The sequence below is a fragment of the uncultured Clostridium sp. genome, assembly GCF_963527835.1.
In the GTDB taxonomy this organism is placed as follows: domain Bacteria; phylum Bacillota; class Clostridia; order Clostridiales; family Clostridiaceae; genus Clostridium.
This window is the reverse complement of sequence record NZ_CAURTC010000002.1, coordinates 146,695-162,778: the sequence shown is the minus strand read 5'-3', so window position 1 is coordinate 162,778 and position 16,084 is coordinate 146,695. Positions and strand designations below refer to the sequence as shown.

Annotated in this window: 16 protein-coding genes; all 16 read left to right on the top strand. The window is 27.6% G+C overall.

From position 1 onward, the window contains the following. The first annotated feature begins 29 nt into the window (after positions 1-29). The 16 genes from RYM86_RS02055 (at position 30) to pstA (ending at position 16,082) form a co-directional block, all read left to right on the top strand. Positions 30-1,544, top strand: coding sequence for a penicillin-binding transpeptidase domain-containing protein (locus RYM86_RS02055; RefSeq protein WP_315077445.1), 1,515 nt, complete (start codon positions 30-32; stop codon positions 1,542-1,544). An 82-nt stretch (positions 1,545-1,626) separates the two neighbouring features. After that, positions 1,627-2,325, top strand: coding sequence for an RNA polymerase sporulation sigma factor SigK (gene sigK / locus RYM86_RS02050; RefSeq protein WP_315077238.1), 699 nt, complete (start codon positions 1,627-1,629; stop codon positions 2,323-2,325). A gap of 166 nt (positions 2,326-2,491) precedes the next feature. Continuing rightward, a complete protein-coding gene (locus RYM86_RS02045) occupies positions 2,492-3,523 on the top strand; it encodes a PilT/PilU family type 4a pilus ATPase (protein ID WP_315077236.1) in 1,032 nt (343 codons plus the stop codon). A gap of 92 nt (positions 3,524-3,615) precedes the next feature. Then, positions 3,616-4,869: a cell division FtsA domain-containing protein gene (locus RYM86_RS02040; protein ID WP_315077234.1), complete on the top strand. Its 1,254-nt coding sequence runs from the start codon at positions 3,616-3,618 to the stop codon at positions 4,867-4,869. Positions 4,870-4,882: 13 nt separating this feature from the next. Further along, positions 4,883-6,025, top strand: coding sequence for a cell division protein FtsZ (gene ftsZ / locus RYM86_RS02035; protein WP_315077232.1), 1,143 nt, complete (start codon positions 4,883-4,885; stop codon positions 6,023-6,025). A 300-nt stretch (positions 6,026-6,325) separates the two neighbouring features. Next, a complete protein-coding gene (locus RYM86_RS02030) occupies positions 6,326-7,126 on the top strand; it encodes a sigma-E processing peptidase SpoIIGA (RefSeq protein WP_315077229.1) in 801 nt (266 codons plus the stop codon). Between the two features lie 12 nt (positions 7,127-7,138). Continuing rightward, positions 7,139-7,846 (top strand): RNA polymerase sporulation sigma factor SigE, encoded by a 708-nt coding sequence (sigE, locus tag RYM86_RS02025; RefSeq protein WP_315077226.1) that lies wholly within the window; start codon positions 7,139-7,141, stop codon positions 7,844-7,846. A gap of 81 nt (positions 7,847-7,927) precedes the next feature. After that, positions 7,928-8,701, top strand: coding sequence for an RNA polymerase sporulation sigma factor SigG (sigG, locus tag RYM86_RS02020; protein ID WP_012425713.1), 774 nt, complete (start codon positions 7,928-7,930; stop codon positions 8,699-8,701). Positions 8,702-8,993: 292 nt separating this feature from the next. After that, positions 8,994-9,266 (top strand): YlmC/YmxH family sporulation protein, encoded by a 273-nt coding sequence (locus RYM86_RS02015; protein ID WP_315077220.1) that lies wholly within the window; start codon positions 8,994-8,996, stop codon positions 9,264-9,266. Positions 9,267-9,335: 69 nt separating this feature from the next. Next, positions 9,336-9,788 (top strand): transcriptional regulator NrdR, encoded by a 453-nt coding sequence (nrdR, locus tag RYM86_RS02010; RefSeq protein ID WP_315077218.1) that lies wholly within the window; start codon positions 9,336-9,338, stop codon positions 9,786-9,788. 230 nt (positions 9,789-10,018) lie between these two features. Then, positions 10,019-10,711 carry a peptidoglycan editing factor PgeF gene (gene pgeF, locus RYM86_RS02005; protein WP_315077216.1) on the top strand — a complete coding sequence of 231 codons (693 nt, stop codon included), beginning with the start codon at positions 10,019-10,021 and terminating at the stop codon, positions 10,709-10,711. A gap of 11 nt (positions 10,712-10,722) precedes the next feature. Next, entirely contained in the window at positions 10,723-11,427 is a 705-nt protein-coding gene (locus RYM86_RS02000; RefSeq protein ID WP_315077214.1) for a response regulator transcription factor, read from the top strand. Continuing rightward, positions 11,427-13,121 carry an ATP-binding protein gene (locus tag RYM86_RS01995; protein WP_315077209.1) on the top strand — a complete coding sequence of 565 codons (1,695 nt, stop codon included), beginning with the start codon at positions 11,427-11,429 and terminating at the stop codon, positions 13,119-13,121. Before RYM86_RS02000 ends, RYM86_RS01995 begins: the two co-directional genes overlap by 1 nt. Positions 13,122-13,407: 286 nt before the next feature. After that, positions 13,408-14,286 (top strand): phosphate ABC transporter substrate-binding protein, encoded by an 879-nt coding sequence (locus RYM86_RS01990; protein WP_315077207.1) that lies wholly within the window; start codon positions 13,408-13,410, stop codon positions 14,284-14,286. A 21-nt stretch (positions 14,287-14,307) separates the two neighbouring features. Further along, complete coding sequence (gene pstC, locus RYM86_RS01985; RefSeq protein ID WP_315077204.1) at positions 14,308-15,198, top strand: phosphate ABC transporter permease subunit PstC; 891 nt, start codon at positions 14,308-14,310, stop codon at positions 15,196-15,198. After that, positions 15,198-16,082 (top strand): phosphate ABC transporter permease PstA, encoded by an 885-nt coding sequence (pstA, locus tag RYM86_RS01980; protein WP_315077201.1) that lies wholly within the window; start codon positions 15,198-15,200, stop codon positions 16,080-16,082. Before pstC ends, pstA begins: the two co-directional genes overlap by 1 nt. Positions 16,083-16,084 lie beyond the last annotated feature (2 nt).

The window sequence follows — 16,084 nt, the reverse complement described above, 5'->3', positions numbered from 1 at the left end:
TAATAATAGTGCTGAGTATGAGATTGTATATGTTACAAGTACATCCATCAGAAAAAGTACAGGTATCTTATCAGAATCATCAAATGGAGAATATAAGTAATATAAAATATATGATTTTAGATACTAATGGGAAAGATTTGATGAAATATAATAAAAAATATGTTTTAGTTATTGATATTAAGCCTTTTAGTTTGAATAATTATGAGGAAACATTAGAGGACTTAATGGCTTTAAATTTTATAATGAAATCTGAAAACCCTGATTTTAATTATTCAGAAATAATGAAGGCACAAGGAAAAAATTATTATAATATTTCAGAAGAAACTTATAATAAAATAAATAAACTTAAAAATATAAAAGGAATTTACACGTATATCTTTGATGAAGTAGATACAAAAAAAGCTTGGAGTGTTAGTAGTTTCTTAGCAAATGTATTAGATGAAAGCCAAGTTGAGGGATCTTTGCAAGAAAATCTTCAAGGGTATTTAAAAAATAATGATTTGCCTAAAAAAAATTTTTATTTAGATAATAAGTCTGTATATGCCAAAGAAACAGTTAATATAAGTGATGATAACAATAATCTAAAGTTAACTATTGATAAAGATATGGAAGATAAAATAAGAAATATACTTGAAAAAGAAGAGTATAAGTATTTAAAAAATGTTGGAGTAAGTATTATAGAAAGTGATACTGGAAAGATAAGGACTTTAGTGCAAAAAGATGAAAGTGAAGCTAATATAAATTTGGGTATCCAAGAAATAGGATATGAACCGGGATCAATATATAAAATAATAACATTGGCTTCTGCTTTAGAAATGGGTTTAGTAAACGTAAATGATACATTCAATTGTAATGGAAATATATGTAGGGAAAATCATGGAAAATTAACTGTAAAAAATTCATTGGTAAAATCTTGCAATGATATATTTGCTAAAATTGGTTCTTTAGTAGGATATGATAAGTTAATGGAATATTCTAAAGAACAAGGTTTATATAATAGAGTTTTAAACTTAGAAGGAGAAAATAAAAATGAAACCCGTGGAATACAACCTAAAGAAGATGCAGGCATGAATAATATATCAATAGGTCAATGTATGAATGTTTCACCAGTTCAAATGTTAGGAGCTATAAATACTGTGGTGAATAATGGAGTATATGTAAAGCCATATATTGTAGAGAGTATTTTAGATAAAAATGACAATGTAGTAAAAGAATTTAAAAGTGATGAGAAAAAAATTTATAGTGAAATAACATCAAGACTTGTTAAAGATGCAATGAAAGAGGTTGTAGTAAGAGGTACAGGAATAAAAGCGTATATAGCGGATCTAGATATAGGCGGAAAAACAGGTTCAGCTACAGCAAGTGATGGAAATACACATGGATGGTTCTCAGGGTATTTTAAATTTAATAACAAAACATATACTATGGTAGTGTTTATACCAAATATAGAATTACAAAATTTAGAGACTAATGTTGAACTTGGTGGCGGAGATACAGCTGCTCCTATATTTAAAGATATAGTTAAAACATTAAATAATAAATAAATATAATAAAATAGAAATGAATAAGCAACTTTTTTGATTTCCAAACATATTATAGTATCAAGCACTGTTATGGAGGAAAAAGGTGTTTGTATTAAATGGTTTCATAGAATTGATATGTAATTCGCTATTTTTAACAGGATATATAAGTAGTGGAAATACATTTCCCAACCCGCTTAATGAAAGTGAAGAGGAAGAATACTTAAAAAGACTTAAAGATGGAGATAAGACAGCCAAGGGTGTTTTAATTGAAAGAAACTTAAGACTGGTAGCACATATAGTGAAAAAATATTCTTTTCCTAATAAAGATGTAGATGAATTAATCTCTATTGGAACTGTTGGATTAATTAAAGCAATTGATTCGTTTGATTCTGGTAAGGGTACTAGGCTTGCTACTTATGCCTCTAGGTGCATAGAAAATGAAATCTTAATGTTGTTTAGAAATAATAAAAAACAAAAAAGTGAAGTATATCTGCAAGATCCTATTGGAGTAGATAAAGAAGGAAATGAAATTTGTCTTATCGATATATTAAGTAGTGATAGTGATTCTGTTTTAGAAAAAGTAGAGAGTAACCTACAGATTAAAGATCTATACAAAAAAATTAAAGATTCTTTAACTAAAAGAGAAAGTACAATACTTATAATGAGATATGGATTGATAGATGGAAATAGAAAAACTCAAAGGGAGATAGCAGGATCATTAGGAATTTCTCGTTCTTATGTATCTAGAATAGAAAAAAAAGCTTTAAAAAAACTAAAAAAAGAATTATTTGGTAAAATTTAAGGTGAAAATAAGGTGTAGCTAAAAAGCACACCTTATTTTAATATAAAAAACTATTAATTATATTGAAAAATATGATAATCTTATTGTAAGAAGATTATTTTTTAGAATAAATCAAAAAAGTTTTATTTTTTAAAAATATATTTTAATATTTAATGGGGGAGTGAGTATGTCAAATATCGACAAATTGATAAAAAGTATTGATTTAAATAATGTTTCTGATATTCATATTTCTTCTGGGTTACCTCCAATGATTAGAATAGATGGTAATTTAAAAAGTGCTAGTAACTTAGTAATCAATCATGAAACAGTATCTCAATATATTAGAGAACTAGCACCGGAAAGATTTGAAGAATTTTTAGAAGAAGGGGATATTGATTTTAAGTATAAACCTGAAGGTATGGGGAATTTTAGAGTTAATGCATATAAGTGTAAGGGTAATTATTCTATTTGTTTAAGAGTAATAAAGCAACGTATACCTAAAATTAGTGATATAACAAATATACAAACACTAAAGGATTTGACAAAACTGAATGATGGATTAGTATTAGTAACAGGTCCTACAGGATCAGGTAAAAGTACAACACTTGCGGCGATGATAAATGAAATTAATAATACAAAAGAGAAACATATAATTACACTAGAAGATCCTATTGAGTATATATATGATAATAATAAATCAATAATAAATCAAAGAGAAGTTGGTCAAGATACTAAAAGTTATGTTATGGGACTAAGAGCTGCACTAAGACAAGATCCAGATGTTATATTAATTGGAGAAATGAGAGATACTGAGGCAATAGAAGTGGCATTAAGAGCAGCTCAGACAGGCCACTTGGTATTTTCAACACTTCATACAATGGGAGCTGCTAATAGTATTTATAGAATAATTAACTCTTTTGATAATAAAGAACAAAATGAAATTAAAGTACAACTTTCTTCGCTGTTAAGAGGTGTTGTATCACAAATTTTATTACCTAATGCTACAGGGGTTGGAAGAACAGCAGCACTAGAAATTATGACATGTACTACTAGCATAAAGAACTTAATAAGAGAGGGAAATTACGAACAAATCAATAGTTTTATTCAAATGGGGTCTAAGTATGGAATGCAAACTATTGATATGGATTTGAAAAGATTGGTTAATGAAAATATAATAGTTAAAGAAGAGTATATAAAATGGAAATCAAATAATAATTAAAATTAATAAAGTAATAAAAAGGAATTTTAATTGTTATGTTGAATATATAGGAACATAGTATACTTTTCTGCAAGGAGGTAAGAAATAAAATAATGCAAGAAGAAATAATTGCATCAGTAGACTTTGGAAGTAAGAAGCTATCAGCTTCTCTTGCAGTAAAAAAAGATGAAGAGGATATGCAAATACTTGGTGTTAAGTACTGTAAGTCCAAAGGAATTGAAAAAGGAATAATTAAAGATGCTGACAAGTGTCGAGCTGTTTTAAAAACTCTTTTAAAAGATTTAGAAGATAAAACTGGTAGGAAGATAAAAAATATTTCAGCAGGGATATCAACAAGAAATATTAGAATAACTGAAGTCACTGTTTCTATTTCATTAATAGAGGGGATCGCTAGAAAAGAAGATATAAAAGAAGCATTAAAAAAGGCTAGAAACGCTACTTCTATTAGTGACAATGAAATTCTAATTGATACTTTGATTAATTTTTATATCTTGGATGGAAAAGTTTTACATAGGGATATATTAAATTGGCGAGGTAATAAATTAGATGTAAATTTAACTTTAATAATAGGGTTAAAAGATGAAATTACTAAATATTATGAGATTTTTAAAGGCACTAATTATAAGCTATCTAATATAAAGTTAAATATATTGTGTGGTAAACAGATATTTTTAACTGAGGATGATGTAGGAGATAAAGTTTTAGTAGATATAGGTGCAGGCAATATAGATATGGCTATATTTAGTAATGGAATTCCTAAATATATTGGTAGTATACCTTTAGGTGGAAGTAATATTTCTAAAGATTTGGCAATTTGTGGAGAACTTTCGTTTTCGGAAGCTGAGAATATAAAAATAATTTATTCTAGTAATTATGAAACTTTGTATAAAGATAATAAAATAGCGGACGAAATAGAAGTTGGGGCATTAAAGATATCAAAATCATTATTCTATGAAGTTATTAATGCTAGAATTGAAGAAATACTAAATTATATTAATAGGGAGTTAAAAAACACTGGTCATTATGATAGAATTTGTAGTATAATTCTATATGGTAGTGGATTAAATTATTTTGAGAATATAAGCAATTTCGTTAATGATATTTTGAAAATTCCAGCTACAGTTATAACAAAAGATGATTTAGGGATAAAAAATCCGGAGAATATAACATCTTTAGCTGTAGTCAAGGAAGTTTATGATAATTTAGATTTAATTTCATATGAGTATAAAAGTTCACAACAGGTTAATGATATTGTTATAAGTAAAAATGAAGAAGAAAAATTAGAAAACAAAGCAAGTAAGAGTGTTTTAAAGAAAGTCAGAGATTTTTTAGAGGGAATTTTCTAAAGGAGGAGTTATTTTGTTAGATTTTGATGGGGATATTCAAGAATTAACTAATATAAAAGTAATAGGCTGCGGAGGTGGCGGTAGTAATGCTGTAAATCGAATGATAGTTGAAGGTTTAAAAAATGTAGAATTTATAGCAATTAATACAGATAAGCAAGCGTTAATGCTTTCACATGCAGATCACAAAATTCAAATTGGAGAAAAGTTAACAAAAGGCTTAGGTGCTGGAGCTAACCCTGAAATAGGTAAAAAAGCAGCAGAAGAAAGCAAAGAAGAAATTTCGGCTGCAATAAAGGGTGCTAATATGGTGTTTATAACTGCAGGAATGGGTGGCGGAACTGGAACAGGCGCTGCTCCAATAGTTGCAGAAATAGCTAAGTCTATGGAAATATTAACGGTAGGTGTAGTTACAAAACCTTTCCCATTTGAAGGTAAGAGAAGAATGAGACATGCGGAAATGGGCATAGAAACATTAAAACAAAAAGTAGATACATTGGTGATTATTCCAAATGAAAGACTACTTAGAATGGCAGATAAGAAGACTACATTATTAGATTCATTTAAATTAGCTGATGATGTGTTAAGACAAGGTGTACAAGCAATTTCTGACCTAATCACCATTACTGGTGTAATTAATGCAGATTTTGCAGATATAAAGGCAGTTATGCTTAATAAAGGATTAGCTCATATGGGTGTTGGTTTCGGAAGTGGAGATAATAGAACTCAAGATGCAGTTCATCAAGCAATTTCATCTCCATTATTAGAAACATCAATTGAAGGTGCGACAGATGTTATAATAAACTTCACAGGTGGAGTTGATTTAGGTGCATTAGAAGTTTATGATGCAGCTGATGTTGTACGTGAAGCAGTAGATCCTGATGCTAATATAATTGTTGGTGCGGTAATTGATGAAACACTTAATGAAGAGATTAGAATTACTGTTATAGCTACAGGATTTGAAGTTCCTAACAATAATATTGCTCCTTCAGAAGTGATAAATAAGGTTACTCAAACTCAAAAGGAAGAGGTACCACAAGCTAAGGCTCATACACCAGAAGTTGCAGCAACAGTGGAACAACCTAAACCAGAAAATAATTTTGATGATGATGATCTATTAGATATACCTGTTTTCTTAAGAAGAACTAAAAAGCATTAATACTTAGTATTTTATGAATTTATATATAAGAAAAGCATGCGAGATTAATTAATCTTGTATGCTTTTTTCTTTATGCAAATTTTATTGTTTTAATACATGTTATTACTTTTTATAAAGTAACTTATCCATGTTATACAATTAAAGATAGCAATTGATTAAATATAAAAGTATTATTAATTATTAAAAAATAAATGTAAATATATGTAAAAAGTTATGTTCTAAAAATGGTAAAATCGTATGCTATTGTGACAAATTTTTAATTAATATAAGTCTATAATAAAACTCAATAGGGGGATTCGTATGGAGGTATATATAGATATTTTAATTTTAGAAAATTTTATAATTAATTTATTTCTTATGATACTAACAATGAAAATACTAAAGTATAAAGTTAAAGATATTCTATTAATATGTTCAGGATTTATAGGCGCATTGTATACGATTGTATTATTATTTCCTAAATTGAATGTTTTAACTTCGTTTCCTTGTAGAATAATAATCTTATATATAATGATTAGGATAAGTTATGGTAAAAAAGGTTTTATTAACATAATTAAAGCAATGGGAATATTTTTATTATTAACATTTACATTAAGTGGATTATGTTTTTTATTTTCACTAAATCAGAATGAATATTTATTAGGAGAAAGTTTTGAAATAAGTAAATACTCAATGAAGTATTTGTTATTAGGTGGAATGATAATATATATGTTTTGTAATAGATTAATAGAATATGTTAAAAACAAATTAATGGTAAATAATTTTAAGTTTAGTATACAGTTTGAGGTATCTGACACTATGTATGATATAAAAGGATTTTTAGATACTGGCAATGAACTAAGAGAGCCTGTTAGCAATCTTCCATGTATTTTAATAGAAAAGGATCTTATAGGTACAATTAATTTTAATAGTAAGGATGTCTACTACATACCTTATAGTGCAATTGGATATGGAGGTAATTTAAAGGGAATAAAGGTAGAGGCAATAAAAATAAAAGGTGAAAAATTTTATAATGAAGTAGATGCTATCATATGTCCGTGCAATGAAAAATTAAGTAAGGAAAATGATTTTAATGCATTGTTATCAAGAGGAGTAATATAAAAGGGGTGTATTATGAGAAGAGTGATTTTATTTTTAAATAAATTATTATCTAGATTTAAATTATTTAGAAGAAAACTATATTATGTAGGTGGTAGCGATGCACTTCCACCACCATTATCAAAAGATGAAGAAGAAACATTAGTCAATAATCTTATGCATGGAGATGAAAGTATAAGAAGTACTTTAATAGAAAGAAATTTAAGACTAGTTGTTTATATAGCAAGAAAGTTTGAAAATACAGGTGTTCATGTTGAAGATTTAATCTCAGTAGGTACTATTGGATTAATAAAGGCAGTAAATACTTTTAATCCAGAAAAAAAGATTAAATTAGCAACATATGCATCCAGGTGCATAGAAAATGAAATTCTAATGTATTTAAGGAGAAATAGTAAAATAAAAGCAGAAATTTCATTTTACGAACCTTTAAATATAGACTGGGATGGAAATGAACTATTGTTATCAGATATTTTAGGTACTGAAAATGATGAAGTATATAATTTAATTGAAGATGAAGTGGATAAGCAACTATTGCTAATGGCACTTAGAATTTTAAATGATAGAGAAAAAGAAATTGTGAGGCTTAGATTTGGACTAAATGGAACAAGAGAAAAAACTCAAAAGGAAGTTGCTGATATGCTTGGAATATCTCAATCTTATATTTCAAGATTGGAGAAAAAAATAATTGGAAGGCTAAAAAAAGAAATAAGTAAAATGATTTAGCTTGTCTTTAGTATAAAAGTATTATCTATCGGAGATAATCTTTAATGCAGCAGATTATTACTTCCGAAAGGGTTGGTACTTATGATTATTAATAAAGTGGAAATATGTGGAGTAAATACTTCTAAACTTCCAATGCTTAAAGAAAAAGAAAAAAAACAACTTCTTTTAGCATTAAAAAAAGGAGATTTAAGTGCTAGAGAAACCTTTATAAAAGGCAACCTAAGATTAGTACTTAGTGTTATTCAAAGATTTAATAATAGAGGAGAAAACGTTGATGATTTATTTCAAGTAGGATGTATTGGTTTGATGAAATCAATAGATAATTTTGATTTATCACAAAATGTTAAGTTTTCAACCTATGCAGTACCTATGATAATAGGGGAAATTAGAAGATATTTAAGAGACAATAATTCTATAAGAGTTAGTAGATCATTAAGAGATATTGCATACAAGGCATTAATAGTAAGAGATAAATTTATAAAAGACAATAATAAAGAGCCGACAATATCTCAAATTGCAAAAGAACTAGAACTACCAAGAGAAGAAGTTGTATTTGCGTTAGATGCAATACAAGATCCGGTATCTTTATTTGAACCAATCTACCATGATGGTGGAGATGCAATATTTGTTATGGATCAAATAAGCGATTCAAAAAACACAGATGAAAGTTGGCTTGAAAATATATCCATAAAAGAAGCTATGAAAAAGCTAACAGATAGAGAAAAATTAATTTTAAATTTGAGATTTTTTAGGGGAAGAACGCAAATGGAAGTTGCAGATGAAATTGGAATTTCTCAAGCACAAGTATCTAGACTAGAAAAAACAGCTTTAAAGCATATGAGAAAGCATGTTTAAATTTAATCCATATGATATAATAAAAACTGATATTTAATAAATATCAGTTTTTATTATATCAGGAATTAAGTAAAGTTATCATACATATAAATATATAAAATAAATAAAGTTTTTAGTTTCATTTGCAGTTTGTTTTGTATTCAAAGTAAAGTAAATGTACAATTATGCATTTGAAAGTTATAAATTTATGATTCATTAGCATTGAAACGTGTATTTAGCGTTATAGAATAAAAATATTACGAGTTGTTGTTGATGAATAAAGATATTAATTTTTATAGGTAGGGGGATAACTATGGAAGCAGAAATGTATTCACTTAATGCGATGAGATCTATGGAAATAATAGATATATCTACAGGCCGTAAACTTGGTTTTATAAAAGATTTTAAAGTTGATTGTGATGAAAATAAAATAACCTCATTAATTTTACCAAGTACAACCATGAAGTCATGGTTTTTAAAAGATGATGAAATAGAGATTAAGTGGAATGATATAGTAAAAGTTGGAGTTGATGTTATATTAGTTAAATCAAATAATATAACAGAGTATGATTCTGATAATGGGTAGTAATCAGAACAAAAACTATATATAATGAATCTATAAATACTTTTTACTAAAGTAAAAGAGGTGATTAAAGTGAAATGTCCATTTTGTAATTTTGAAGAAAGCAAAGTTGTTGATTCCAGAGCAACGGATGATAATACTACAATTAGAAGACGAAGGGAATGCTTAAATTGTAATAAGAGATATACTACTTATGAGAAAATAGAGGACTTTCCTGTTTTAGTTGTAAAAAAAGATTTAACTAGGGAAAATTTTAATAAAGAAAAAATTATTAATGGTCTTATTATTGCTTGTCAAAAAAGACCTGTTTCAAGAAAGCAAATAGAAGATATAGCCTATGAAATAGAAAAATCAATTTCTAATAGAATGGTTACTGAGATTGCATCTAAAGATATAGGTGAAATGGTTATGGATAAACTTAAACAAGTTGATGAAATATCATATGTTAGATTTGCATCTGTCTATAGACAGTTTAAGGATATAAATACTTTCTTAGAAGAAATTAAAAATCTCGTAGTTAATTAAAATTTAAATAGTTATTTTAAGAAGGGTTTTGAATATGTTAGATTTAACATTCAAATCCTTTTTATATATTAATATGTATAATATTATGTTATATATATGTTATATGAACGTTAAAAATGAGTTAATATAATTAACATAAAACTTATAAATGATAAAATTAAGGTATAAATTTTGGGGGGATAATTCTGAAAAAATTAGACTTAAAAGCTATAGAAAATGTAGAAGATTTTATGACAATAAATTTAGATAATGTTGCTAAAATAGTGTTTTCAAATGCAGAACTTAATAGAAGTTTTAATAGGAATACCGATGAAGGAATTAAGCAATTAGAATCACTGAAATGTAAATTTAATGTTAATGAAGTAGTATATTTAAAACAAGTACATAGTGATAACATATTTATTTATAATAACAATGATATTATAAATAAAGAAGGAGATGCAATAATAACAGACAATAAAAATGTTATTATTGGAGTTTTTACAGCGGATTGTGTTCCCGTTATATTAGTAGACGAGGTTAAAAAGGTATGCGCAGCGATTCATAGTGGTTGGAGAGGAACATTTAATTCTATTACTTTAAAAACAATAGAGAAGATGAAGAATGAGTTTAAGTGTAATCCTAAAAATATTAAAGCTTATATAGGACCTCATATAAGAAGCTGTTGTTATGAGGTATCAGAAGAACTAAAAGAAAAGTTTTTAAAGAAAAAGGAAGAAATTAAAGAATCGGATTTATTTAATAAAAATAACTTGAATTTAGAAGAATGTATATTAAATGATTTGAGCAATTCAGGAGTTAAAGAAGATAGTATAAATACTTTAGAATTATGCACGTATTGTAGTGAAAAAATTAAATTATATTCATATAGAAAATCAAATGGGAATTATGGTAGAATGTTTACTTTTATAATTTTAGAGTAAGGAGAATAGTTATGTCTGATGAAAAAATATTGATAGTAGATGATGAGGAACACATAATAGAATTATTAAAGTTCAATTTGATCAATGCTGGGTACGAAGTACTTTCTTCCAATAATGGTATAGATGCGCTTAAAATAGCAAAGGCTGAAAAACCTAAATTGATATTATTGGATTTAATGTTGCCAGGATTAGATGGTTTTGATGTTTGTAAAGAAGTAAAAAAAGATAAAGAAACTCAAAATATATCTATAATAATGTTGACAGCAAAAGGAGAGGAAATTGATAAAATATTAGGTTTAGAATTAGGTGCAGATGACTATATAACTAAACCATTTTCGGTAAGAGAATTGTTGGCACGAGTTAAAGCTGTTCTTAGAAGAATTTATCCAGGTGCAGATATTGAAGAAAATTCATATGAGTCCCAAGGTCTTAAAATAGACTTTGATAGACATGAGGTGTTTATTAACAAGCAAAAAATTGAGTTAACTTTAAAGGAATTTGATCTCTTAAAAATATTAATAAAAAACAAAGGGAAAATTCTTCAAAGAGAAACCTTGTTAGATAAAATATGGGGCTATGAATACATAGGGGAAACTAGAACTGTTGATGTACATATAAGATATCTGAGAAAGAAGATAGAAGAAGACGATAAAAATCCTAAATTTATAGAAACGATTAGAGGAGTAGGTTATAGGTTTAACCCAATTGATAAATAATGAAAAAGAAAATATTAATATCATCAATGATGACAGTTTTCTTTGCTCTTATAATAGTAACCTCTTTTTTTGTATTGTTAAGTAATTTTCAACAAATTAGAGATACTAAAAATGAACTTAGAAATTTCAATTTGCTTATTGGTCAGTTAGATAATTTACAATCATTAAATAATATAAATAAGCAAGATTTTATGGAAATAAAAATAAACAATGTATCAGTTAGATTAACGTTACTTGATGGGATGGGTAATATATTATATGATACGGAAAATGAATTAGAAAGCAATTACAAAAATCATACAGAATTTAAACAAGCTATAGAAAGTGGAGAAGGATCTTCAACTAAATATAGTGAGGATTATAATCTGAATTTAATATATTATTCTACAAAATTAAATGATAATTTAATAATAGTAAGTTCAGTTCCAGTTAATATGGTAAAGACGTTCCAAAATAAAAATATAAAGTATTGTATAGGTATAATAACTGTTGTAATGTTTTTTTCTATATCATTATGTTTAAAATTAATAAAAATGATTATTGAACCTATTAAAGATTTAGAGTCAGTAACCCATAAAATGGCTAATGGAGATTATAGAATAAGAGCTAAAATAAATAGCAAAGATGAACTTGGGAATCTAGGAAAAAGTTTTAATAATATGGCAGATCAGCTTCAAATGAAAATGAACGAGATATTTGATAAACAAACTAGAATAGAATCTATTTTAAGAAGTATGGAAAGTGGTGTTATTGCAGTAGATAATAATAATGTTGTAATATCTATTAATCCTTATGCAGAAAGAATATTTGGTATAAAGAAAAATATTTTAGGTGAATCTATAATTGAATATATTTCTGATTATGATATAAATACTTTTCTAGAAGAAGATTACGAAATAGATAAAGAAATAAAAATACTTCATCCAATAGAGCGAGATCTAAAGATAAAAAAATCAAATATAATAAATGGAATAGAAATGATAGGTAAAGTAATAACTATACAAGATATAACTGACATAAAAAAACTTGAACTTATGAGAACTCAATTTGTTGCAAATGTATCTCATGAGCTAAAAACACCATTAACATCTATTAAGGGTTTTGCAGAAACATTAAGATATGTAGAAGATAATGAAACTAGAGAAAAATTTTTAAATATAATAGATAAAGAATCAGAAAGGCTATCTAGATTGATAAATGATATTTTAGTGCTTTCTAGTATTGAGAGTAATATATCAACTCCAAATGATGAGTTTTTGCCTAAAATTATAATAGAAGATGTTATTAATATGGTAAGAAAACTTGCTAATAACAAAGATATCAATTTAGAATTTTATGATGATAACCAAGAGCTTATACTAGGAGATAAGGACAAATTTTATCAGCTAACATTAAATTTAGTTGAAAATGCTATAAAATATTCTGAAAATGGATCAAAAGTTAAAGTAGTAAGTTATAGTAAACGAGGATATTATTATTTAGAAGTTAGTGATAATGGGATTGGTATCCCTAAAGAAGACCTGCCAAGAATATTTGAAAGATTTTATAGAGTAGATAAATCACGAAAAAAAGGTGGAACAGGCTTAGGACTAGCCATTGTAAAACATATAGTTAAAACATTTAATGGAGATATAAATGTTAAAAGTATATTAGGTGAAGGTAGCACATTTAAAGTAAGAATAAAATATATATAATTATAAGGATATGCTTTAGCATTGTGTTGATATATGCCACTTTACATATTACGCGAATCTAAAATATAGCCAATTGTTAAAATAAGCTGAAAATTAAAATTTTCAGCTTATTTTATTTTGCGTAAAGTTAGTTATAGGAAATGCTGAAATATTTTCTATTGTTAAATTCATTTAACGTAGTCCTAATATAAATTAACTTTAATCTAATAATAGCTTAACTTACGGGTTATATTATAAGTATGCAAGATTTAATTAATGTATAAAAAAGTTGGTGGAGGAATTTTATATGAAAAAAAATACTTTAAAACTTATAGTCAGTGCATTATTAATAACTATGATTGGAGGAAGTATGGTAGGCTGTGGATCTGGAGACAATGCAAGTGATGCAGGCGGATCAATAACAGTGAGTGGATCATCAGCATTATTACCGTTAATGGAACAATCAATTGAAAAATTTAATGAAATAAATTCTGAGGCAGAAATAAGTGCACAAGCAGGTGGCTCAGGAACAGGTCTTACTCAAGTACTAGAAGGAACTGTTGATATTGGAAATTCAGATATATTTGCAGAGGAAAAATTAGACGAAACACAAGCTAAAGAATTAGTAGATCATAAAGTTATAGCTCAAGGCTTTGGCGTTGTTGTAAATAAATCATTAGGAGTTACAGATTTAAGTAAAGAACAATTAAAAGGTATATTTTCTGGAAAGATAACAAATTGGAAAGAAGTTGGAGGTATAGACAAAGAAATATTCTTAATTCATAGAAAATCAGGATCTGGAACAAGAGGTACATTTGAAAATAAAATATTAGATGGAGATAAGTCATTAGAAAATGATTCATTAGGAGCAGTGCAAGACTCAAATGGTGCAGTTCTTACTGCGATGAAACAAAATGATGGCGCAATAAGCTATTTAGCTCTTTCTTATATGAATACAGCTGAAGCTAAAGAATTATTGCAAGTTACTAGCATTGATGGCGTATCAGCACAAAATGAGAATATAAAGAATGGAAGCTATGATTTCTGGTCATGGGGTCATATGTATACAAAAGGTGAAGCAGAAGGATTAAGTAAAGAATTTATAAACTTTATAACAAGTGAAGACAATAAAGAAAGTATAGAAAATTTAGGATTTATTTCAGGAGCTGAAATAAAAGAAAAATAATAATTAAAGGATGATTAGAAGATGAAAAAGAGAAGTTTTAAGGAAAGGCTTAAAAATGAATATTTGGGTCAAGGCTTTGCAACTCTATGTGGAATACTAATAATAGTGATTACGGGCTTGATATTATTATTTATAGCTTCAAAAGGAATTAAATCATTTACCCAAAATGGATATAGCATAACTGAATTTTTATTTAAAAATAATTGGAAACCAAATCAAGAACAGCCTTCCTTTGGAGCTTTAGCATTCATCTTAGGCTCTACATGTGTGTCAATAGGAGCGGTAATTTTAAGTTCTCCTATTGCTATTGCACTAGCTATTTTTACTAATGTTATTTCTAGTAAATTTGGTAACAAGGTAATAAAGCCATCATTAGAAATATTGGTTGGAATACCATCAGTTGTTTATGGCTGGGTTGGAATATCTGTATTAGTACCATTTATAAAGAATAATGTTGGAGGAATGGGATTCTCACTTTTATCAGGAATATTAGTCTTAGCATTGATGATTTTACCTACAATTGCAACGTTAGCTATAGATGCAATAAAGAATATACCAAATGATCATATAGAAGCTTCTTATGGACTGGGAGCTACAAGGTGGCAAACAATAAGCAGAGTAATAGTACCAGGAGCAAAAACAGGAATTTTAACTGGTGTAGTATTAGGCATAGCAAGAGCCTTTGGAGAAGCACTTGCAGTGCAAATGGTAATTGGTAATACGGTTAAATTACCAGATGGACTTCTTTCTTCAATGTCTACTTTAACTAGTATTATAACAATGGATATGGCTAATACAGTGGGCGGAACAATGTGGAATGACGCATTATGGACATTAGCATTAATATTACTTGTTATTTCATTTATTTTTATACTAATGGTTAGAAAGATAGAAAAAAGGAGTGCAGTATAATGAATGCTAAAAGAGTTGATAAAATGGCTACCGTAGTATTTTATATAATAAGTATATTTATAGTAGGTTTGTTAGGTGCGTTTATTCTTTATATATTATATAGAGGTGGGAATATGATAAAACCTTCTTTCTTGTTTGGAAAACCTAAATTAACAGGAGCTGGCGGAGGAATAGGACCACAATTATTTAATTCATTTTATATGCTTATTGTTTCATTAATAATAACAGTGCCAATAGGAATAGGTGCTGGAATATACTTAGCTGAGTATGCAAAAGAAGGAAAGTTTTTAAATATAATAAGAATGTGTCTTGAAACAATTTCCTCATTACCATCTATAGTTATAGGTATGTTTGGCTTATTAGTATTTGTTAATATGGCAGGTTGGGGATATTCAATACTTGCTGGAGCTATATCAGTGAGTATATTAAATATACCATCTATGACTAGAATTTCAGAAAATGCAATAAAAGCAGCTAGTAAGAAGGTAAAGGAAGCTTCTTTAGGTCTTGGTGCAAGTAAGTGGCAAACAATAGCAAAACTTACGGTACCAACAGCCATGAGTGAAATTTTAACTGGAATAATATTATCAGCAGGTAGAATTTTTGGAGAAGCAGCCGCTTTCTTGTATACAGCAGGATTAAGTTCAGGCGCTTTAAATTTTAATCAAATAAGTTTAGTTGGAAACAAATCGGCATTTTCTCTTTTTAGACCAGCAGAAACTTTGGCGGTTCACATTTGGAAATTAAATTCTGAAGGAATAGTGGTAGATGCAGCTCAAATTGCTAATGGGACAGCAGCGGTGCTGATTATAGCAGTTCTTTTATTTAATATTTTAGCAAGGCTAATAGGAAATAGATTAATGAAATCTTATGGTGGAAAGTAGAG